This window comes from Pseudoalteromonas sp. MMG013, from assembly GCF_018100885.1.
Classification (GTDB): domain Bacteria; phylum Pseudomonadota; class Gammaproteobacteria; order Enterobacterales; family Alteromonadaceae; genus Pseudoalteromonas; species Pseudoalteromonas aurantia.
Map to the genome: position 1 here is coordinate 222135 of NZ_JAGJEE010000002.1, position 23661 is coordinate 245795.

Annotated in this window: 16 protein-coding genes; 11 read left to right on the plus strand and 5 right to left on the minus strand. The window is 41.0% G+C overall.

Annotated features, from left to right (window positions below; translation table 11 throughout):
* Positions 1-13: 13 nt before the first annotated feature.
* Positions 14-1033 carry a ferrochelatase gene (gene hemH / locus J8L98_RS03020; RefSeq protein ID WP_210995223.1) on the minus strand — a complete coding sequence of 340 codons (1020 nt, stop codon included), beginning with the start codon at positions 1031-1033 and terminating at the stop codon, positions 14-16.
* 334 nt (positions 1034-1367) lie between these two features.
* Between hemH and J8L98_RS03025 the strand changes: the two genes are divergently transcribed.
* On the plus strand, positions 1368-2918 hold the full coding sequence (locus J8L98_RS03025) for a PAS domain-containing methyl-accepting chemotaxis protein (RefSeq protein ID WP_210995224.1): 1551 nt from the start codon (positions 1368-1370) through the stop codon (positions 2916-2918).
* On the opposite strand, the gene J8L98_RS03030 is transcribed toward J8L98_RS03025, so the two are convergent.
* Positions 2915-4237 carry an HD domain-containing phosphohydrolase gene (locus J8L98_RS03030; RefSeq protein WP_210995225.1) on the minus strand — a complete coding sequence of 441 codons (1323 nt, stop codon included), beginning with the start codon at positions 4235-4237 and terminating at the stop codon, positions 2915-2917. The genes J8L98_RS03025 and J8L98_RS03030 overlap by 4 nt on opposite strands.
* Positions 4238-4329: 92 nt before the next feature.
* Between J8L98_RS03030 and J8L98_RS03035 the strand changes: the two genes are divergently transcribed.
* The 7 genes from J8L98_RS03035 to J8L98_RS03065 all read left to right on the plus strand — a co-directional run bounded on the left by J8L98_RS03035 (position 4330) and on the right by J8L98_RS03065 (position 15824).
* On the plus strand, positions 4330-5466 hold the full coding sequence (locus J8L98_RS03035) for an HDOD domain-containing protein (RefSeq protein WP_210995226.1): 1137 nt from the start codon (positions 4330-4332) through the stop codon (positions 5464-5466).
* A complete protein-coding gene (locus J8L98_RS03040; RefSeq protein WP_210995227.1) occupies positions 5463-6014 on the plus strand; it encodes a heme NO-binding domain-containing protein in 552 nt (183 codons plus the stop codon). Before J8L98_RS03035 ends, J8L98_RS03040 begins: the two co-directional genes overlap by 4 nt.
* A complete protein-coding gene (locus tag J8L98_RS03045; RefSeq protein ID WP_210995228.1) occupies positions 6011-6982 on the plus strand; it encodes an ATP-binding protein in 972 nt (323 codons plus the stop codon). The genes J8L98_RS03040 and J8L98_RS03045 overlap by 4 nt, the downstream gene beginning before the upstream one ends.
* 693 nt (positions 6983-7675) lie before the next feature.
* Entirely contained in the window at positions 7676-10819 is a 3144-nt protein-coding gene (locus J8L98_RS03050) for a glycosyl hydrolase family 18 protein (RefSeq protein ID WP_210995229.1), read from the plus strand.
* 46 nt (positions 10820-10865) lie between these two features.
* Positions 10866-12302 carry a lytic polysaccharide monooxygenase gene (locus tag J8L98_RS03055; RefSeq protein WP_210995230.1) on the plus strand — a complete coding sequence of 479 codons (1437 nt, stop codon included), beginning with the start codon at positions 10866-10868 and terminating at the stop codon, positions 12300-12302.
* Between the two features lie 123 nt (positions 12303-12425).
* The gene (locus J8L98_RS03060; RefSeq protein WP_210995231.1) at positions 12426-14888 is read left to right on the plus strand and encodes a glycosyl hydrolase family 18 protein; all 2463 of its coding nucleotides are present in this window, start codon (positions 12426-12428) and stop codon (positions 14886-14888) included.
* Positions 14889-15140: 252 nt separating this feature from the next.
* Positions 15141-15824, plus strand: a complete 684-nt coding sequence (locus J8L98_RS03065) for a transporter substrate-binding domain-containing protein (RefSeq protein WP_312037139.1) — start codon at positions 15141-15143, stop codon at positions 15822-15824.
* Between the two features lie 44 nt (positions 15825-15868).
* On the opposite strand, the gene J8L98_RS03070 is transcribed toward J8L98_RS03065, so the two are convergent.
* Complete coding sequence (locus J8L98_RS03070; RefSeq protein WP_210995233.1) at positions 15869-17386, minus strand: DUF2235 domain-containing protein; 1518 nt, start codon at positions 17384-17386, stop codon at positions 15869-15871.
* A 158-nt stretch (positions 17387-17544) separates the two neighbouring features.
* Between J8L98_RS03070 and J8L98_RS03075 the strand changes: the two genes are divergently transcribed.
* Genes J8L98_RS03075 through J8L98_RS03085 form a run of 3 tightly spaced genes read left to right on the plus strand, consistent with a single transcriptional unit; the run spans position 17545 to position 21194 of the window.
* Positions 17545-19494, plus strand: coding sequence for an ATP-dependent DNA helicase RecQ (locus J8L98_RS03075; protein WP_247682420.1), 1950 nt, complete (start codon positions 17545-17547; stop codon positions 19492-19494).
* A gap of 22 nt (positions 19495-19516) precedes the next feature.
* The gene (locus J8L98_RS03080) at positions 19517-19987 is read left to right on the plus strand and encodes a hypothetical protein (RefSeq protein WP_210995234.1); all 471 of its coding nucleotides are present in this window, start codon (positions 19517-19519) and stop codon (positions 19985-19987) included.
* Positions 19988-19994: 7 nt separating this feature from the next.
* Complete coding sequence (locus J8L98_RS03085) at positions 19995-21194, plus strand: anhydro-N-acetylmuramic acid kinase (RefSeq protein ID WP_210995235.1); 1200 nt, start codon at positions 19995-19997, stop codon at positions 21192-21194.
* Here the strand turns inward: J8L98_RS03085 and J8L98_RS03090 are convergent.
* Positions 21191-21676 carry a hypothetical protein gene (locus J8L98_RS03090; protein WP_210995236.1) on the minus strand — a complete coding sequence of 162 codons (486 nt, stop codon included), beginning with the start codon at positions 21674-21676 and terminating at the stop codon, positions 21191-21193. The two genes, J8L98_RS03085 and J8L98_RS03090, sit on opposite strands and share 4 nt — an antisense overlap.
* Before the next feature lie 200 nt (positions 21677-21876).
* Positions 21877-23631, minus strand: a complete 1755-nt coding sequence (locus J8L98_RS03095; protein WP_210995237.1) for a DUF4153 domain-containing protein — start codon at positions 23629-23631, stop codon at positions 21877-21879.
* Positions 23632-23661 lie beyond the last annotated feature (30 nt).

Sequence of the window (23661 nt, forward strand, 5' to 3'; positions counted from 1 at the left end):
CGCGCAAAAACATTTAAAGCATCGGCTTTATCACATCAAAGAGTGCATCGATATGATCATCTCGGTCGTTTAAAGCAGGAATGTATCGATAGCTTTTCCCACCAGCATGCTCAAAAATCTCTCGGTTTTCTTCTTCTAACTCTTCCAATGTTTCCAAACAATCAGCACTAAATGCAGGGCTGACAATAGCAATATCGTGTATGCCTTGCGCAGGGAAGTTGGTGAGGGTCTCATCAGTATAAGGCTTTAACCACTCAGCTTTACCAAAACGACTTTGAAAGGTGGTCATAACGAGATCTTTATCTAGCCCTAACGCTTTTACAACCAGACTGGTCGTTTGGTGACATAGGCAATGATATGGGTCGCCATTGTTAAGAAATTGCTTAGGCATTCCATGATAAGAAAATACGAGCTTTTGCGGCGTACCGTGTTTTTCGAGATCTTCCGCTATCGATGCGGCCAATGCGGAAATATATTTTGGTGTTTTATGATACCCATTAATAAAATGTAATTCTGGTACCCAGCGCCACTTTTTTAATACCGCGGCTACGGCGTCAAACGTTGATCCAGTCGTGGGGCTAGAGTATTGCGGGTATAGCGGTAAAACAATGATCCGTGTTAACCCCTTATCTCGCAATAGTTCAAGGCCTGACTCAATGGAAGGGTTGCCATAACGCATCGCCATCACTACTTCAGTGTTTTCGTAGCCCTGTTGTTTTATCAAAAGTGACAATTTTTCAGTTTGTTGGGCTGAAATATGAATAAGGGGAGAGCCATTTTCCGTCCAAATAGACTCATAAGCTTTTGCTGATTTTTTCGGGCGAACACGCAAAATAATACCATGCAGAATCATCAGCCAGATTAGGCGAGGTATTTCTACAATACGGGGGTCTGATAAAAACTCAGCTAAATAGACCCGTAAAGCTTTCGCTGTAGGGGCATCAGGGCTACCCAAATTCGTAACTAAGATCCCTGTTTTTTGATTAAATCTTTGATCGTGTGGATTGTCAGTAACGGCTGAAAAACGGGACACATAGAGCTCCTTGAGCATATTATTAATGCAGATTTGAGAGTGTAATAGATAGGTACTTAAGTTAGAAACTTATCTGGTTATAATTTTACAAGATATTTGATACGTACGTAACTGAAAACTCGATCTATTCTAATACAAAATAAAAAGCGATAATATATTATTCATTCTTTTGTCTTATTTTCAAAACAATTCAGCTTTTCTCGCTTGCAAGCCTGCCTTGATACACGTAATTTCTCGACACTTTTTGTATTTGATAATGATCACTTTCCCTTATGTGAGGAGGGATCAGCTAAGCATCAAGTGCACTGTTGAAATTTTAGCCTAAAGGGGATTTATGCGTCTGAATCAACCTGTCACAAATAATGAGAAAACATTTGCAAACAATACCAAGCTTATTTCTGTTACAGACTTACAAGGGAATATCGTTGACTGTAATGATGCGTTTGTTTCTGTCAGTGGCTTTACTCGGCAGGAATTAATTGGGCAGCCCCATAATTTAGTAAGGCACCCAGATATGCCTGAACTTGCATTTCAAACGATGTGGCAGCAGTTGAAATCAGGCAAGCCCTGGATGGGAGTGGTTAAAAACAGGTGCAAAAATGGGGATTTTTATTGGGTTGATGCTTATGTAACTCCGGTAACCGAAAATGGTCAAGTTGTTGGCTATGAATCGGTCAGGACCTTGCCCGACAGAGCGATGATCCAGCGTGCTGAGCAGTTATATCGCACAATTAATAATGGAAATAACACGTCACTAAAGCTGCCTAAACTAAGGGCTATTTGGCCCCTATTTATGGTCATATCAGCAGTATTGATCTGGTTCTTTTTATCTGAAACAGTGGCGTTTACATGGCTTATTGTTAATGCGCTAGGGTTGAGTTTTTACAACTTATGGCGTGATAATGAGCAGCTATCTCGATTGGAGCAAACGCTTGCACATAGTTTCTGTGATGACGTCGCTACACGAATATATTCTACCTGGGAAGGTCAAATGGCAAAGATCCAGGTCCGTTTGTTGAGCGAGAAAGCACACTTGAATACAGTCATTACGCGGATAGAGTATTCGGCAAAGGATGTATCAAATGGAGCAAATAGTGCATTGTACGGCGCCACTGAGTCATATGAGAAATTGCAGCAGCAGCAGTTGGAAACTGAACAAGTTGCAACAGCAATGAATGAGATGAGCACGACAATTAATGACGTTTCTAGCCATGTTCAATCTACGGCTCATGAAGCGCAACGCTCTTTATTATTGGCCAATGATAGTGCAAAGCTGAGTGTGGCTACCAAGCAAGCAATTATTGAGCTGGGAAATACCGTATGTTTGATTCGTGATTCGGTGCTGGGTGTGTCAAAGCAAACTGCACGTATTGCAGATGTTGCGCAAATCATTGACCAGATCGCAGAGCAGACTAATCTTCTGGCATTAAATGCTGCGATAGAAGCAGCGCGTGCTGGTGAGCAAGGTCGCGGATTTGCAGTAGTGGCAGATGAAGTGAGACATTTAGCTCAACGCACACAGCAGTCAACTCAGGAAATTCATACAATAATTCAACAGTTAACTGATAGTACGCAAAATTCCGTAGATATTGCGGAGCGAGGTCAGAAGGAGTCCCAATTTGGTATCGAGCAATTAGAAGAAAGTACGTTAATGCTGGAAAGGATCAATGGTGCCATTGAGAAAATAAATGATATGTCTATGCAAATAGCAACGTCAGTTGAGGAGCAAGCCGCGGTATCAGATGACATAAACCAACAGGTTGTCAACATTGCGTCACTTGCGAATGTAAGCTTAGACAGCGCAGAGCATGTGAAAGCCGTGAGTAAAAATTTAACGGTAGTCGCAAACGATATGTATGAGCTTGTTGTACGCTTTAAACGTTAATCATCTTTTATCATGATTCTAAAAGGTGTGGGCTTTTGCGTTTCCAGTTGCTGTAGCTTATTTATTGATTTTTCAGTAAATTGATGGCCTTTAGGTAACAACATGATGCCCTTGTGGCTATGAATGGCAAGTCCGAGGATCATACCTGGTTTTAATTGTTTTGAGGTAAGAATATCCATAGATTTGACGGTGTCAGATTGGGTATTCTTTTTATCTTTTAGTGTGGCTTCTAGTGCCGAAACCACTTTTGGATGATAAAAATTACCACTATACATTTTGATTAACTCTAGTGCGTCGGTATATCGTTGTTCCTGTGGCTTTTGACTGAGATTGATATTTTGCCAATAATCACGAGCAACGGATAAAATATGAGCACATATAGGAATGTCGCTGCCTTTAAGACCTTTGGGGATACCGTTACCATTGTATTTTTCAAACTGGTGGTATATTGCTTCCGCAACCTCACTTAAATGTTGGGCTGGCATTAGCATGAGCTGTGCTGTGGCTGGGTGAGTATAAAATAACTTTCTCTGTTTTTCATTGAGCTCGGTCGGGGGCACCTTATATAAAGCAGGATCCATTGCGAGTAGCCCAACCTGTGCTAGGTAACCCGCCATATTGGCCATTTCTATTAATTTATCACTTAATTTGAGAAATTGAGCGATATGTAAGCATGTTGTGGCAATGTTTTTGGCAAGTTGTGCATCTAAATTTGGATTTGCGTTGATGAAATTGTACAAGAGCTCAACGGTGGCTTTATGGTCGGTTCGTTCATGTTCATTGGCTACTTCGAGTTGTTTTAACACCTGCCGAATTTGTTTTGTTCTTTTATCTACCAATAGCTCAAGAGAGTCATTTAACTCTTTAAGCTTACTGTTTTGTTCAACAATCTGTTTTTGTAACGTTAGGTTGTGTTTTTTGAGTCTGTATTTCTCAATCGCTTGTTCGATAAGATAGATCAACCTTTGGTTTTGCCAGGGCTTTTTCACGTAAGCATGTATTTCTCCCTGATTAACGGCGTTGACTGTTGATATGAGATCTGAGTACCCAGTTAATAGAATACGCTGGGTATCGGGGGCGATGACTTTTGCTTTTTCTAAAAATTCAGCCCCATTCATATTTGGCATACGCATATCGCTAATGATCAGTGCGAAATCTTGTTTTTCGAGGGCAGCCAGTGCCTCAGCACCTTCGGTAAAAGGCACGGCTTGTAATTTGTGATGGCGAAGTAGGCGAACGAGTGCACGCAAAACGCTCGGCTCATCGTCAAGGCACATTATTTGTACAGGGTACTTAGTTATTTTTTCAAAATCTTCCATTTAAAAACAGCGCATTAGATGAGTATGTATGTTGATAAATTTAGACTAAGCTGTAGGTATAAACAAATACTTTATCGCTGTGGATGACATGAATGGCTGATAATTCGCTGAATATACTGCTAATTGATGATGATGAACTTCTGTTAAGGGCGTTGTCTCGGACGCTACGACGCCTGTATAAGGAGGCAACTGTCAGTTGCTTGCAGTTTCCAGAAGAGTTTATTAATTGTATCGAAAGTAATGGCACACCAGATGTCATATTTTGTGATTCAATGATGCCTATTCTGTGTGGAGCGCAGGTATTAGAGCGTGCAAAAGAAGTTTGTCCAGCCGCCATTAGATGTTTACTGAGTGGTGATTTGAATGACAATTACAAATGGCAAATAAACAATACGATACATTTTCATTTGGTTAAACCGTTCACACAAACTCACTTAACGGAGGTGTTAGACAGTGCCGTAATATTACAGGGACTCCCCATTACATCCTCGACACGGGCAATACTAGGGCAATTGTCTGATTTACCATATTTGAGTACGGTGGCTCATAGTATGTTGACAGAGCTGCAAAATAACGAGCCCAATTTTGATGTGTTAGCTAAACACGTCAGTCATGACCCTATTATGTCTGGTAAAGTGCTACAAGTCGCTAACTCGGCTTTTATAGGCTTTAATAATCATACCACCGACTTTAGGCAAGCCATTATTCGTATTGGTTTAAATGGGTTGAAAGCAATAGTTGTATGTTGTGAGTTATCACAGCAATTATTGAATAGTACAGGGCAAGAAGCATTAAATCAGTTGGTTAATAAGGCTTTTCAAAAAGCGAATATGGCACAATTACTTGCAAAAATGTTGCACCAAGATACACAAACACAGCTATTGTCATTTGCTGTGGCGCTTTTAAGTGGTGTCGGTGAATTGACCTATTTTTGCGTAGTTCAGTATTCAAAAGATAAAAGCAGAGTGTCTAAATACACATTAGCCGCTTATCTGTTAGCATTATGGGGATTTGAAGAAGCCATAGTGAGGGCGCAACTAATTGATGAACTCCCTGCAGAGCAAGAGGTATCATTGACTTTAATACATAGAGTGGTTGAGCAAGTATATAGTAAGCAGGCATTTGACTTAAATAAAACTGAATATGATTTACTTGATGAACTTGGGTTATTACAAACGACTCAGAACTGGTTTTTTGAGTGGCAAAAAACTCATAAGGAGGCTTTGTGAAAGGCGTTATTTTTAGAGGGTTAGAGTCGTTAGTGATAGAAAAGTGTGGCATGGCTGCGTGGGAAAGTTTACTCGAAAAAAATGCGCCTGATGATAGGGTGTATATTTCTGCAAAAAGTTACCCGGATGAAGAGCTTGTCGGGCTAGCGCAAGATGTGGCTGTGGCTTTGTCATTGCCATTACAGGATGTATTAAAAGCGTTTGGCGAGTATTTATTTGGTTATTTGTTACAAAAGCATCCTACAATTGTAGATACATTTGATGGCTTCAGTTCTTTGATCATGGGGATTGACTCAGTGATCCATGTTGAAGTGGCAAAACTATATCAAGAGCCAAATTTACCAAAAATAGAATGCGAATTGGTGCGTGAAGGTTTTATCTTGATGCAATATTATTCAAAACGAAAATTATGCTTATGTGCCGAGGGCCTTATTTATGGTGCGGCTGCGCACTACAGTATTGATGTTACATTAGATCACGTAGAGTGTATGCATCAAGGGGCTGATGCATGCGTGATTGAAGTTAGGTATGAGAGTACAAGTATATGAGTGATGATACGCATAATTATAAAAAAGCATATTTAAGGGAAAAGGCGGCCCGTGATGAATTAGAAAGCTTATTGGAAGATAAAACACGTGCGTTGTTTAACACTAATCAAGCGCTTGAAGAAAAAATAGATCAATTACAGAATCAACAAGCCATCCTTATGCAAACCGAGAAAATGGCAACACTAGGGACTTTGTCTGCCGGTGTAGCTCATGAGATAAATAACCCTTTGGCGTATGCAACCAGTAACTTAGAGAGTATTCGATACTTAACACCCACTTTGGTGTCGTTAATTAAACTGGCGCAACAAGTTATGGCTCAAACAGTTTCTGAGCAGCAGGTAAAGGAAGTATTGATTCAATTGGATCAAGAGCAAAGCTTTAACTTTGTATTAGAAGACTTAGATGAACTGTTAGATGACACACATGAAGGATTGCAGCGGATAAGCGCCATAGTGAACAATTTATTAAGTTTCGCTAGGCCAAAGAATAACCTCATGGCGATGACTGATCTCACCGAATCTTTAGATGGTGCACTGAAGTTATTAACGAATCAACTGAAGAACTGTAAAGTGACATGCAATACAGATCCTTTACCCCTTAGCTATTTTAACTTGGCGGCAACGAATCAAATATTTGTCAATTTGCTGTTGAACGCTAAGTACGCATGTGATCTTGTTGAGGGGCAATATGCACAAATTAACGTGGAGGTTTCATCTGACACCGAAAATATTTATGTGGAGGTTTCTGACAACGGCTGTGGTATGGATGAAAATACGGTAAACCGTATTTTTGAACCCTTTTTTACCACCAAACCAGTTGGTGAAGGTACAGGGATGGGAATGGCGATAGTGTATGGCATCGTAAAAGAACACCGAGGTGAGATCCAAGTACAGAGTAAACTTAATGAAGGCACTCGTGTTTTGTGCCGCTTTCCTATCGCAGAAGATCCACAAGACGTATTGGCGTAATGCCATTCACATTGTGGTGTTCACAGGTTTCATTTTTAAATCACGCTTTTCAGCATAACTATTTCTCAGAAGTTGTGTATCAAACTCTTTAATGTATCGCTTTATTTCTATCCAGCTCAGTTTGTTGAAATATAAATGGCCTATTTCCTACCTCGGAAGCCTACTTTTTTGTACCTGAATGTATATAGAAGACTCGATTGGAACTTGTTTTTGTTAAAAATGAGAATAAATTATTTACAAAACATTGAGTTACAACTCTAAAGTTTACAGTGGTATTACTCTTTAGCGGGTCATTTGATGAAAGTTAGGTTAATTCACTTTGTTTTTTTATAATCAAAAGCTATATGTTATATCTTTGGGTTATTATTGTGAGTATTTTATATTCATTAGTTTTATTTATCCGAAAGCCAATTGATTAGTAATGAATTCAATATACGTCCCTCCAATATACTGTTTTTAATAACTTAATGGCTTCATATTAGGAAACGTTAAGATGAGTCAAATTCATATCAAAATTGAATTGTTGAGGCTGAATATTACTCATTTAGTTTTAGTGAAAATACGACATTATTACTATTTTAATGGCCAGTACTGGTTGAAAAGTGTTCAGGGGGCGATTGACGAGCCGAAACTATGTGTTACTTTTAATGTTAATTTGTTAAACAAAAGTTACATGTAAAGGTTGGAGAAATCATGAGAACACAAAAAATGTTCAAGTCGGCATTAAAATATAGTGCTATATCCCTCGGTTTATTTTCAAGCATAGGCTATGCATCAGATTTACCATATGACTGTACAGGCGTACCTGTTTGGCAAGAAAATACAGCGTATGTAAAAGGCGATGTTGTTCAAAAAGCGGATGCGGCTTATGAGTCACAGTGGTGGAATAAAGTTGATCCTGTTACGCATTCTAACCCGTGGCAAGAGTGGATTAAGTTGGGTGTTTGTGACAGCGTTGTCAATAACACGCCTCCTACAGTATCGGGGTTAACGCCCGCGTCAGGTACTGAATTTAACGTAAATGACAGCGTTGCCATTAGCGTAAACGCAACAGATTCTGATGGCACTGTAGCCAAAGTTGAGTTTTATGTTGATGATGTACTTGTGGCAACTGATACACAAGGTGCAGGTCAGGTATTTGACAGCGCTTGGGCGGCAACAGAAGGTACGCATACAATTTCGGTGAAAGCGACCGATGATAAAGGTGCTGTGTCAACGAAATTGAGTAACCAAGTAATTGTTAAAGCTGTGGTAGATCCGGTGAATAAAGCGCCAGTAGCGGCATTAGAACTGGTGAGCCTACCGGCTGAATTGGTGATAGGTTCAAGCGTTGAATTTAATCTTTCTGGCAGTGATAGTGATGGTCAAGTAACGGCGCTAAGCTTTGCAGTCGACGGTGTTGAAGTTGCAGCTTCTAATGGTTCAGCAACGATGCACACTTGGCAGGCTTCTCAGTTAGGTTCGGTTACATTTACGTTAACGGTAACTGATAATGAAGGTGCCACAGGTCAAGTAAGTAAGACCCTAACGGTTGTAGAACCAGGGCAAGTCGATAACCGAGATGCTTGTCAGCCAGCAGGTTTATATCAAACTCCAGGTGTTAACACCCCATATTGTACTATTTACGACCAAAATGGTCGTGAAGTAATGGGGGCAGATCACCCTCGACGTGTAATTGGCTATTTTACAAGCTGGCGTAACGGCGCAAACGGTCAACCTAGTTACTTAGTTAATGACATTCCTTGGGACAAAATCACGCATATTAACTATGCCTTTGCACATGTTGATGCAGCGAACAAAGTGTCAATCGGTGATCCGAATGCGGTTGGCAATCCAGCCACCAATATGGAATGGCCTGGTGTCGCCGGTGCAGAGTTAGATCCAAGCTTGCCTTACAAAGGACATTTTAACTTGTTGAACAAGTATAAAAAGCAACACCCTGATGTTAAAACACTTATCTCAGTTGGTGGTTGGGCTGAAACTGGTGGGTTCTTTGGTGGGGATGGAAAGCGTGTTAAAAGCGGTGGTTTCTACACAATGACAACCAATGCAGATGGTTCAGTCAATCACGCTGGCATCGAGGCTTTCGCACAAAGCTCTGTTGATTTTATTAAAAAGTATGGCTTTGATGGGGTTGATATAGACTACGAATATCCGTCATCAATGAAGGATTCAGGTCACCCTGATGACTTCCCTATCTCTAATGCGCGTCGTGCAGGGTTAAATGCGTCATACCAAGTTCTGATGAAACGATTACGCGAGGTACTTGATAAAGCGGGTGAAGTAGATGGTAAGCACTACATGCTGACAATAGCGTCACCTTCATCTGGTTATTTACTACGTGGTATGGAAACTTTCCAAGTGACTAAGTATTTAGACTACGTCAACATCATGTCGTATGACCTACATGGCGCATGGAATTCGCATGTTGGGCACAATGCGGCACTGTTCGATACCGGGTTAGATTCTGAATTAAAGCAGTGGGATGTGTATGGAACAAAAGAATTTGAAGGGATTGGATATTTAAATACAGATTGGGCCGTGCGTTATTTTAGAGGCGCAATTTCTGCTGGACGTATTAACATCGGTATTCCTTATTACACACGTGGATTTCAAAATGTACAGGGTGGAACAAATGGCCTTTGGGGACAAGCAGCACTTGCAAACCAAAGTGCATGTGCGCCGGGTACTGGGGTTGGTGAGAAGAATAAATGTGGTGATGGTGCTGTAGGTATTGATAACCTTTGGCATGATAAGAATGATAACGGATATGAAGTACCAGCGGGGTCAAATCCACTTTGGCATGCTAAAAACCTTGAAAAAGGTGTTACACCAAGTTACCTAGGGGTATATGGTCTCACACCAGACACAGATCCAACTGATGTATTAACAGGGACTTATACTCGCCACTATGATTCTGTTGCTGTAGCACCTTGGTTATGGAATGCAGACAAAAAAGTATTCATTTCAATTGAAGATGAACAGTCTATGGGCACCAAAGTTGATTATGTAATTAATAATGGCTTGGGCGGGATCATGTTCTGGGAACTGGCTGGCGATTATGATTACGATGCTGCTAAAGGTGAGTACTTTATGGGTTCAAGCATGACATCGCTTGCTTATAACAAGTTCAACCAAAGCGGTGTTGCATACGATGTTCATAATGGTGACCCGACATTCGTTGTGCCAACAGAGTCCGTTGATGTTTCTTTTGTAGCGAAGGATTTCCCAACGGGAGATGACAACTACCCTATTGCACCGACATTTGCTTTTACCAATAACTCTGCCATTGACTTAAGCGGGGCAAAAATTTCATTTGATGTGCCGGTATCGACATCAGCGATATTTAAATCAAATTGGGCTGCACAAGAGAAGTTGACTATGGCAGTTGACGTAAATGGTTCAAATGCCGCGGGTAATAACATTGGTGGTTTCGAGAATGAATATCATCGCTTCTCAATCACTCTTGTCAATGAGTGGGGAAGTGTACCTAAATCACTTGCGCCAGGTGAAACGGTTAATGCACAAGTGATGTATTACAACCCCATTACAGGCCCTGCTAACTTTGTCGCAGAGAAAGACGGTAAACGTTACGCATTTAAATTTGAGTATCCGAAACTACCAGCTGCGAAACCAGGTAATGGAGATGGCGGTCCAATCACCAGTTGTGAAGGAGTGCCGATTGCAGATATTTCGGTTTATCCAGCATTCCCACGTTCAACGCATGCAGCGGCAGGTGATTTGATTATTCAAGGGAACAAGGTATACAAAGCGAAATGGTGGTCGAATAAAGCACCACAGACAAGCAGTGATTATGACAAAGTCTGTAATTTATAAGCGTCAACTTTAGGGCAGCTAAGCTGCCCTAATAAAGGGAATGATTATGAAAACATTAGATAAGAATATATCACGTCTGGGCTCTAGTATTGGCGCCATTGCCTTAACAATAGTAAGTCAAACGGTAATGGCACATGGCTTTATGGAGATCCCTAAAGCACGTCAAGCGATCTGTCAGGCGCAAGGTGGTTATTGGTGGCCAGATGATGGTTCCAGTATTCCTAACTTAGCGTGTCGTGCTGCTTTTTTAGAGTCTGGGTATGTTCAGTTCATTCAGGAACATGAGTTTGCAGTCAATACACCTGATTATAATAATCAAGCTGCAGTAGAGCAAAATATTCCTAATGGCACATTGTGTGCAGCTGGATCGAATGAAAAACGCGGGATGAATTTACCTTCGTCGCATTGGCAAAAGACCGAGGTTACCCCGAATGCGCAAAATGAGTTAGCAGTTAGGTTTCGTGCGACAACACCACATAACCCAAGCTTTTGGAAGTTTTACATTAGCAAGCCAACTTTTGATCCGTCAGTTGATACCTTAGATTGGCAGGATCTCGAGTTGGTGACTGAAGTTGGAAATGTGGATTTTGTTAAAGACCCTGATGGCAAGCGCTTTTATGAAATGAAAGTTGCCATTCCTCAAGATCGTGTTGGTGATGCAATTTTATATACCCGTTGGCAACGTATTGATGTTGTTGGTGAGGGTTTTTATAACTGTAGTGATATAACGATTGTTCGAGACACCGGCCCAGTTAACTGGACTAGCGCTGGTTATTATTTAAAACAAGGTCAGTCTGCAAAAGTAACAGATACGGTATGGACACGTATTTTTGACGGCACAGGTAAAGAAATTGTTAGTAAGTCTCTAAAAGTGACCGCGGATAATGAATTGAATTGGCAGCAAAAATTGGCAGATATGCTTAATTTGGACCACGCCAATATAGTGCAAGTTGGTGTGCGCCAAGCGAGTGGTGACATCACCTTTGATGCTCAGAATTTATTGTCGAATGAAGTATTTGTAAGTCATAGTGAACATACCTATAACTTAACAGTACAAGTACAAGCCCCGAATACAGCACCTAAAATTCATAAGCCGGAACCTTTTATCCTAGATGAAAGTGCCACAGCGCAACTTCATGTTCATGCGTTTGATGATGAGCAGCAGGCACTGACGTATCAATGGCAGGTGCCGAGTCCTTTAACGTTCACAGGTAGTGGCGCAACGATTGATGTTACAGCTTCACAGGTAGATGTAGACACCGATTTTTCAATACTCGTTACGGTATCAGATGGTGAACTGAGCACTTCAGCAACCGTTCCTGTCACTGTCAAAAACACAACTGCACCACAATTTCCTAAATGGCGGGTTGATGGCACGTATGTTGGCGGAGATAAGGTCAGTCATAACGGAAATAATTATGAAGCTAAGTGGTGGACGTTAGGCGAAGAACCCGGTTCAGCACAAGTATGGAAGAAGCTATAGCGCCAATTTCTATAATGGACGCATAGTTCACAGTATAAATTTAGCAGTACAACAATAAGCAGTACAACAATAATCATCCACCATATTGGTTGGATACAACATGTAAAGAAGGTTGAGAAAGTAATGAAACTAAAGCAACTAACGGCTCTTGTAGGCTTAGCGTTGGCTTCAGGTGCAGTAATGGCAGCGCCATCTACACCAAGCCTAGATTGGAAACCACAGCAGTATTCATTCGTTGAAGTTAATCTTGATGGGAATGGATCATATAAGGATATCGTTACCGCCAAAGACGTTGTGACGATTAGTCTCAAATGGAATGCGTGGAGTGGTAGCGGTGGTGATGGCTACAAAGTTTATTTTGATGATATGTTAGTCAATGAAGGTGCACTCACTGCGGGAACAAAAGCGGGTACGGTCTCTTTTCCATACACAAAATCTGGGCGTCACACAGTTTATCTTGAACTATGTGAGGGTACTACGTGTGCACGAAGCGCAGGTAAACCCATTGTAATCGCGGATACTGATGGCGGTCACTTAGCGCCACTGCCAATGAATGTTGATCCTAACAATAAAGATTATGGTACTAAGCCAGGTATGGTAACGGGTACTTACTTTGTTGAGTGGGGCATTTATGGTCGTAATTTTGACGTTACGCAAATTCCAGCACAAAATTTATCGCATTTATTGTATGGCTTTATTCCAATTTGTGGTGCAAATGAGTCGCTTAAAGAAATTGAAAATGGTAACAGCTGGCGTGCACTTGAAAAAGCATGTGGTGGTACAGCCGACTATGAAGTTGTTATACACGATCCTTGGGCAGCAGTACAAAAAGCACTACCAGGAGTAGACTCAAAAGATCCAATTCGTGGTACTTATTCGCAATTAATGGCACTAAAACAACGTTATCCAGATTTGAAAATTTTACCATCGGTAGGTGGTTGGACGTTATCAGACCCATTCCACGGTTTTACTGAAAAAGCCAACCGAGATACCTTTGTTGCATCAATGAAGAAATTCCTGAAAACATGGAAGTTCTATGATGGTGTTGATATCGATTGGGAATTTCCAGGTGGTGGTGGTCCAAATGCTAACTTAGGCGACCCAGTCAAAGATGGACCTGCATATGTTGCGTTAATGCAAGAGCTACGAGTAATGCTTGACGGTTTAGAAGCTGAAACGGGACGTACATACGAATTAACATCAGCAATTGGTTCTGGTTACGATAAGATTGAAGACGTAGATTATCAAGCTGCATCACAGTACATGGATTATATTTTTGCCATGACGTATGACTTTTTTGGTGGTTGGAACAATGTAACAGGTCATCAAACGGCACTGTATTGTGGTTCACATTTAAGTACTGACGAGTGTAATGGTACAGGTCTAGACGATAACGGCGAGCCCCGTAAAGGCCCAGCATATACAACGGATCACGCGGTACAGTTATTGTTACAACAAGGTGTGAACTCGAAAAAAATCGTTGTGGGTGCGGCAATGTATGGTCGCGGTTGGGAAGGTGTGCAAGAACAAAATGCAACAATCCCTGGTAACCCAATGACTGCACCAGGTAATGGTAAGTACAAAGGTTCAACCTCTGAAGGTGTGTGGGAGGCGGGTATTATGGATTATAAGAGTGTTGCCGCTAACTTAATTGGACCAAACGGCACCGGTATTAATGGTTTTGAGATAGGTTATGACGATCAAGCCGAAGGTGCATATGCATGGAATCGCAGTAATGGTAAATTATTGACTTTTGATACACCACGTTCAGTTAAAGCGAAAGGGGCTTATGTGAATACACATAACCTTGGAGGCTTATTCTCTTGGGAAATCGACGCCGATAATGGTGATATCCTTAATGCAATGCACGATGGCTTAGCAGGCGGAGTACCAGCAAATAGATTGCCTGTCGTGACGGTTGATTCTCAAGTGACAATCGCATCAGGTACGAGTGCTGTTGTGACCGCTAGTGCAACGGATGCAGACCGTGATGCTCTGACATATAGTTGGTCAGGTGATGCAGCACTGATGTTAACTAATGGTAATTCAGCATCTGTAACGGTTGCAGTACCAGCGGTAACAGTGGATACACAATACGCATTGTCAGTGACTGTATCTGATGGCAAAGGTCAAGTGACTCGTAATGTCGTGGTAACAGCGAAAGCGGCTGGCTCAAATACTGCGCCGGTACTTTCTCCTATAGCAGATGTGACCGTAGAAGAGTTGGCGAGTGTCTCTGTTACTGCGTCGGCTTCTGATGCAGATAATGATGCATTAACGTACAACTGGACAGTACCTGCAGGTTTAACTTTATCAGGAACTGGTGCGAACGTGTCTTTGACTGCTGGTGAAGTTGCTGTTGATACAAGTTATCAAGTAACGCTGACTGTGTCTGATGGTCAAGCTGACGCATCGCAAACGTTTAGTGTGACCGTCACAAATAAAGTGGGCGGTGGTGACACTTGGCAAGCGGATAAAGTGTATGTTGGTGGAGACAAGGTTGTTTATGGTGGTGTAAATTACCAAGCTAAGTGGTGGACACTTGGTGAAGAACCGGGTACGGCACAAGTATGGAAAGCGTTATAAGTAAGTTGTTATGGGCTTGATATCGATGGTGTTTAGTTGGTTGACTCAAGGATGGGCCAAGCCCTAAAAAAAATGTTATATATTGAATGATTAAAGGCGCCTTTGGCGCCTTTGTTTTTATGGTATCATGTTCCATAATGTAGTGACCTACTTTATTATCTTTGGCGTATTATTCTGAAATTCTCTTCTTTTTTTCTTTTTATTTTTAGTTGGTTGAGCTTTGTTACAAGCGCTTGCACTGATACTTTTAAAGTGGGAGTTGGTACCTCGTGGCCCCCTTATGTAATGTATGATGATGTTAGGTACACAGGTTTAGATGTTGAAATTACAGAACAAGTGTTTCTTCGCGCAGGGTTTTGTGTAGAGTTTGTTAAACTACCTTCCTCAGCACGAGGAATTGTCGAGTTACAAAAAGGTGAAATCGACGTGTTACCCTCTGCCAGCTATAACAAAAGTAGAGCGAAAATAGCCCATTTTAGTAAAGGGTATCGTAGAGAAAGGATGCGCCTATTTACCCGCCACATAAACCAACCCATTAATAGTCTGACCGAGCTTTTCTCTGCGGAATACACCTTTACCGCAAACCCTGGTGCGTATTATGGTGAGGAGTTAGCACAAATATTGACCATAAAATGGTATAAACAAAGATTGTTTGAGGTTGCAAGCGTGACACAACGGATGGAGTTAGTTAAGCGCGGGAGAGTGGACTTCTTAATTGAAGATGAAATCAGTGGTTTGTATTTTAAACGGTTATTAGGCTATAAAGATATTCAATTACATAGCTATGTTGTTAATGATAACGCCATTCACTTTATGCTCAACCGAAAAAATTTTGATAGTGAAAAGGTCAAGAAGGTAAATAACGCGATTAGTGAGTTAAAAGTAAGCTTGCAGGCAATTGAAGATAAGTATACCAAATGGATCAAGTCGCCTTAGCGCCCACTATATTAAGGGCGCTGACAGTTTTTCGACGGGGGTATTTACCCTAGCCGTGTAATGCAAATACTGATATAACCAAAATTTTGACCGTAGTCTTGTGCAATATCATTGGCAAATGGTGTAAATTCACCTGAACGGTTTATCCTCATTTCACACGCATCGGTAATTACAAACGCATAATCATCAAGACAGCTAATACAGCCAATAAGCGCAAACCAAGGCGTATTCATTGCACGCTTAAACGGCGTAAACAATTCGACCGGTTGCTGTTTTACGCCAATTGTTTGGCCTGTGCGTTGCCAACCTTTAATGCCGACTTCTTGCCCTTTATCATACCAAATACTGTTTTTCTCTATATTGAATTTATATGTGGCGCCTTTTTCAAGCATGATACCGGTTAGGTTATAGTATTCAGAGGCGTACGCCCTTATAGTGATACTTTCTCCTGCTTTTAATATGGTGATATGTTGATTTTCAAGTGTGATATGGGGGCTTAACCCTGAACACATAAGATGCTCTGCGTGGCTGTTTTCAATATTGTGGGGAAGCGATTTAAGTGATTCAGGTCGATAGCTACTGATTTTATTGATCCGCGTTGCAACGCTGTGATGAATGATTGGTAATCGTTCACTTACTTGGTTTTGTTCGAGCACAGTGCATAAACGGGTAACAGATTTAAAACTACTGTGCATCCAAAAATAGTCATGTTGATGACTTATAGCCAGAGGATCAGGGCTTAATGTAAGGTCATCTTTATCAATGAGTAGCGTACCATCGTGTGGTAAGAGTGCTTGAAAATTAATGTGTTCTTGATTCAAAAGCGTCAGAGGTATGTTAAGTGTAATAAGCCAGTTTAGTGCATAACGTAGGGTAATGTCAGATAAGCCACTGCGGTAATATCCACCACCAACATCTGAATGGCAGCCAGCAAACCAAATTTCTGTGACGTGAGGCGCGTAATTAAATAATGTGGGCTCAAATGAGCGCCGCTTATCATCTAAGCTCACACAATGCAGTGCTTGTTCCACATTACTAGCGACACTGTGATCTTCAAAAATAACATGCTCAGCACCGCAGGTCGCTTTTGTTATTTTGGAAAAACCGATTGACGCGATAGTATCAAATACACATAAATAAACCCCACTACTTATATAGCGCTCTAAGCACTTTGCAAATCGTCTAGCCAGTGCCGCACCACGACTAAAGCCAATCAATAGAACTTTGTCGCCATCTTGGTAGTGATGGTTAAAGTCATTCATTGCGGTTGAAAGAATAGATCCGACTTCGGTGTCGTTAGGTGCCAGTATTTGATTGAGCAGTTTTTTTACCTCACTGCCTTGATTCCCAATGCCTGAATAATAAAAGCACTGCTGTTGTGGCAAGACTGCTTGAGCATGAGAGTGGAGTTTGCCTCCCAGCATGAGATGCAATTTAAGGACATTACTGATCCCGGTATCTTCTTTAAAATGCTCACTACTGTATTGATGCGTGTCTCTTGGTTCACTGGATGTTCCATCAAAGTTGAAAATGAGAGTTTTGTAAGCGGTAGGGTTAGGCATCAAGAACCTCTATGTAGGTTTTCAAGTGAAGTGAAACCCAGCTGACTATGAGCCGAGAACGTAATAAAAACTTCTACAACATGATCAGATACTGCACATTAGAGTATAAAAATATGATATTTTTAGGTCACTTTATTGAATATACTGAGACCATCTCTATGGTGCATGAGCAGCAACTGCTTCAAAGCTTATCGCAACATTTTGGATTTGCCACCTTTCGCACGGGGCAAGCACAAACAATCACACAATTATTAGCTGGGCAGTCGTCTTTAGCGATATTTCCCACAGGATCAGGTAAATCCTTGTGTTATCAATTGACAGCTTTGCATTTGCCTAACTTGACTTTGGTTGTTTCTCCTTTGTTAGCGTTAATGCAGGATCAAATAGATTTCTTGCAAAAAAAAGGCATTGCAGCTGCGAGTTTAGATTCAACGCAATCAAAAGCACAGAGTCAGGCCATTATGCAGGGAATTCGCAGTGGCGACATCAAGATATTAATGGTGTCTGTTGAACGCTTTAAAAACGAGCGGTTCCGTGAGTTTATTAAGCAAATTCCTGTTTCGATGATGGTTGTTGATGAAGCGCATTGTATTTCTGAGTGGGGCCACAACTTTCGGCCTGACTATTTAAAATTACCTGAATATAGAAAAGCACTAAACATTCCATTGGTGCTATTACTCACTGCAACGGCGACAAAGAAAGTAAAAAAGGATATGGCTGAAAAGTTTCATATTGAAGCGCAGCATATTGTTCAAACCGGCTTTTACCGCGCGAACTTAGATATTAATGTACTTGCGTTATCAAATGATGAAAAGCTCACTCATCTGGTACATTCGGTAAATGCTCAAATTGGAGCGGGGATCGTATATGTTACGTTGCAACAGCAAGCTGAGCAGGTCGCTAAACAATTACAGGCCTCAGGTATAAAAGCTGCAGCGTACCATGCAGGTTTAGGTGACGATGTACGGCAGCAGGTACAGCAAGCGTTTATGCAAAATCAACTTCAAGTCGTTGTTGCAACCATTGCATTTGGTATGGGAGTGGATAAATCTGATATTCGATTCGTGATCCATTTTGATTTACCGAAATCCATTGAAAATTACAGTCAAGAAATAGGCCGAGCGGGCCGAGATGGGCAACCATCGCAGTGTACTGTTTTGGCAAACTTGGATGGTATTGCAACGGTCGAAAACTTTGTGTATGGCGACACTCCCGAACTTTCAGGTGTTGAAACGGTTATAAAAACCATTCAATCTGAGCATCAAAGTGGTCGCTGGGATATGCAAGAGCTGGCATTATCAAAGGCAAGTAATATACGGGTGTTGGCTTTGAAGACGCTGTTAGTGCAATTAGAGATCCGTGGTGTCCTCACCTCACAGTACGCGTATTACGCTGATTTTAGAGTTAAATTGTTATATACAGAACAAAAAATTCTGGCTAAGTTTGATCAACAGCGACAGCAGTTTTTACAACAGGTGTTTTCGGCAACGCAATTTAAGAAAGTGTGGGGAACGGTTGATATAGCCTCGTTAGTATCTCAGGGAGTTGATAGAGAGCGGGTTGTTTCAGCACTTGATTACCTCAGTGAACAAGGCTTAGTTGAACTAGAAAGTAAACGTGTCATGCAGGTGTATGATGTCAATATTGAACGGTTAGAGCAAGCCAATTTGGCTGAGCAACTCTATACGTATTTTAAATCAAAAGAGCAAAGTGAGTTGAAGCGCATTGCTGCGATGATCCGCTTTTTTGAACTAGACCGTTGTTTAAGTGCTAATTTGGCACATTACTTTGATGATACAAACGCTCCAGAAATGTGCGGACACTGTAGCGTATGTAAGGGGAGAGTGGCGCAGCTAGTAGCAAGCCAGCAACGTGTTTTGCCAAGTGATGAACAGTTGCGAACAAATGTATTTGGTTTACAAAAGCACCTACATAATGCATCTGAAAGTGCCAGTGCAGATACGGTCCTACGGTTTTTAACTGGCGTAACCACGCCATTATTTAGCAAATATAAACTCAAGCAGTTACCGGGGTTTGCCTGTTGTGAAGGCCATAGATACGCAGTGGTAACGGATAAAATTAAACAACTAGGGCTAGTTAGAGACTAGCTTATCAGGTGTTATTCAGATTGTGTTGAGTAATATTATGCTGATGATGATAAATAAAGGGCTAATGGTTGTGATGAAATTACAGATGTATACTTTTTTCGGTATTTTACTACTTAGCAGCACGCAAGTGTTTGCACAAAGCGGCATATATAACTTTGATACTATTCAAACATTAATGCCTGCAAGCGCTTTTGAAAACAATGAACGCGTGTACCCAAAGCAAAGTGATTTTAGTATTGTGCGTGCGATCCCAATGAGTACAGATTCAGGAGAACGCGCAGCGTTAGTTGTGATAAAAAACCAAGCATCAGGTCAGCGTATTTTTGATATCAAACAGGTTGTGGCCATTATCGGTGACGGTACGCGTGTCTATGCTCAATCGGAGGATTTAAAAGTGAAGCTCTCCGGCAATGAGCAAACAACAGTGAAGTTGGAATTTGGTAAATTTGATTACCCAATAGTGAGTTTATATACCTCAGAGAGTGAGTCGTAAAATACCAATGCATGTACATATAACAAAACTGGCAGACAGTGCAGCCCGTCAAAGCAAGTATATAATTGGCCTAATGAGTGGCACCTCACTGGATGGACTCGATATTGCTTTATGCAGAATATCAGGCCATGGTCGTGCAACAAAAATAGAGGTCTTACAATTTACGACCTGTGATTATCCAAAAGAAGTGAAAGATAAAATAAGAACAGTTTTTGCTAAACCTCATGTAGATCTGGCGTATTTAACGTTATTGAATGGTTGGTTAGGGCGTTATCATGGTCAGTTAGTCATTCAAGCGCTTACGCAGTGGCAAGTTGATTCGAAAGACATAGACGTTATCGCAAGCCATGGTCAAACGATTTATCATTGTCCAGCCCACCAACATCAATATAGTGAGTTTGGCGATGGTACCTTACAAATTGCAGATGCTGATCATATCGCAGTAACCACCGGGATCACAACATTGTCTGATTTCAGGCAAAAGCATATCGCGGCGGGTGGAGAAGGGGCGCCTTTGGCACATTATGGAGACTATTACTATTTCAGTAGTGATAGCGAGCACCGCATATTGTTAAATATGGGTGGTATAGCAAACCTAACCTGGTTACCTAAAGGCGCGAAATTTAATGAGGTTGTTTGTTCTGATATTGGTGCGGGCAATACGATTATGGATGCATATATGCATCGCTATTGTGCTCAGGAATATGATAAAAATGCACAATTTGCACTTCAAGGCCGTATTCATCCTGGGTTATTAGCGCAGTTAATGAGTGAACCTTTTATTAACCGTCTGGGGCCAAAAACCACAGGGCCTGAAGTGTTTAATTTGGCAATGCTGGCAAAAGCTCAAACACGCAGTGGTACTTGCTCTTTATCACACATGGATGTAATGGCGACTTTAAATGCCTTTAGTGCCCGTGTAATAGCAAAATACATCAATAATTTGGTTGAAGATGAACCGGTAACGATTTATGCAAGTGGTGGTGGGTATCATAACCCTTTGCTCGTGAAACAAATAAAAGAAGCACTCAACGAGAATTTTGTATTTGTGAGTAGCACTGAATTGGGAATAGACCCAGATGCAAAAGAGGCGGTTTTATTTGCCATCTTAGCCAATGAAGCACTCTCAGGAGAAAGTGACCAAGTACAAGCTGCTGCGCAAGGAAAACCAATGGTTACGATGGGAAAAGTCAGTTTTCCAGATTAAAATATCGAGAGGAATGATGTGAGCACACTGGCGGCATATCTTTTTGCTGTTTTGCTCCATGGCATGCTTAAAAATGGTTTTGAAGCACGTTGTTTTACTTTGAATTGATTTTGTATTTGTGCACTAAACTCGGCTGAGTTTTTTACGGTGTTATAGATCCCAAGCAAGTTTAATTGGATCACATACTCACCATCATTACCACGCCCTTTAAGGCATAACTCAACGTGACCATTATCTAGGTGTTGTTTGGTCAGGTGACTATCAGCTGCAAAACTAGCGCCTCTGCCTGTTACAGATGTGGCAGACAGTGAAATACTATCTCCAATTTTTGCATCATAAGGTAAAATGCAATTAATCATTACTCCAGCAGGTTGATAATCAAGCAAAAGAGTGTCGTACTGCATCGCTTCTGCGCATACATTAGTGGTATGTTCGTCTAAGGTGCGTGCTGCAAAACTAAGCCGTACAGGCTGGTGGTTCATGATAGTTAACGTGCTCTGGTTATTTGATGGCGGTATTATTGATCAATACCATGACAGTTTTATGACTTTAAATGCAATAAAGCGGTTTGTGACTATTAACTCAGTATATGCAGGTGTGTTTAGGTATTAACCAGATTAAGCCTGCATTGCTAATGTTATAAATTCACTTTTCAAGCATAATTTTTTCTTAGTATGCCAACCTATTGCGTTACGCGAAGTATTTGCTCACCCACTGTAATCTCTTTAAAAGTGGGTGGCTGGGAGGTAAACTTTTGCTTGAGAAGCGCATCAATTAGCTGTGCTTCCGTAAATGGATTTTGGCCCATAGCAAAATGCATATTGGCGGTTTCCCAGTTAAATTGTGGTTTATAAAATAGTATGAGCTCAAAGTGATGATCAAAGTGTGCGATTAATAGGTATTCTTTTTGAGAGTCTCCATATAAATCAACAGCAATAAAATTAAGCTTGGTACTATCAAATAAATTTCGATGTGTATTTTGGACGTGGCTTTGTAAAGCCACCAAAAGCTGTTTTGGGAGTTCTACCATGGGTAAGCCAATACTGCTGTCTAGCTTATCAATAATATTTACATTTTTGTGGCTTTGTTGCTGTGCGTATTCAGTTTCACCCGAAAGCACTCGATCAATTCTTTTTTGCAGTACTGTATCGTTTTGAGCGTAGGTATTTTTTAGCGATATTAGCGCCTCTTTACCAGGCATGCCTAACGAAAAAGCAAAGTAATTAAGATCAATATCTTCAACGGCTATACGTCCAGAGTTAATGTAAGCCATTTGGCTCGATGCTGAGATTTTTTTAAAGTCGAGTAGTGGAGATTGACTCGCAAGCAGTGCTATCACCAATAACACCCCAATCCGTGTATTTATATTACCAAGATGTTGGTACCAAAGTGTTTTATATTTGACTATCACCGTACTATAACAGGCATAATAAGCCATCAAAAATAGGCATATAAATATTCCCCATAGTCGGTCAACAGATAATCCATATTGGGTGACTCGGTTGTACAGCCCATATCCACTTATCCCAACATAGGTAGGTAAAATCAAAACACCGAGCGTGAGTGCAATATATAGTGAGTTGGGAGCACTGAGTTTGTCTTTATCGTTTTGTAACGCTGTATTGAGGGTTAGAAGAATGAGCGTGAGTAAAATAAAAATTAACGCACTGCCACCATTATCCCAAAGCGGTTGCAAGCCTTGAACCATCAGTGTCATTAAAAATAAACTACTTAGCGCAATTAAAAGAGGCAACAACGATAATGACAGTGCTTGAATGAGCCTATTGGCTGTTTTCACCACAGTGACATTGTTTTTTACTTTAATGACAGCCAATGCGTGACTGATTGATATCATAGGATAGATAAACCATGGCTCGTAGAATATGGTTTCAAAAACAGTAATATTAATAACGGCAAATAATTCGGCCCAAAGAACAAAAATCAACCAGACCATAAGTGTAAAAAAACCTGCAAAAATCAGGGTAATGGCCAGTTTTGATGCGTGGTCTATCACGGCTGCATAGTTAATACGCCAGCCTTGTGAATGCTTTACAATGGACTTTGTAAACAACAGTACTTTGAAACTGATGAGGGTCATGATCACAGCATAATTAAAACTATGAGATCCGAGGGATGAACCCGATATATCAGAGACTTGACTACCCACATATGCACCTAAGCCGCTACACATGAGAGAAAAGAAAGTCGCGTACCAAAAGTGTTTGGAGGGCGTGCTGTTATTAACACCATATATAAGAAGAGTCGGCATAGAAATCGAGAAGGTGTAGCAGGCAAACATGACAGCAGGGGAGCGTGCGATAGGCCAATTAAAGTCAATTGCTTGGTGTAATAAGAGTAATGTAAGCCCTTGCAACAAGGCAATTAAAAGTAACAATTTTGATTGAAATGGGGTTATTTCAGTATGCTTTGAAAGCATGAACAATCCTTGTTTTTGAGGGCTTTAAGC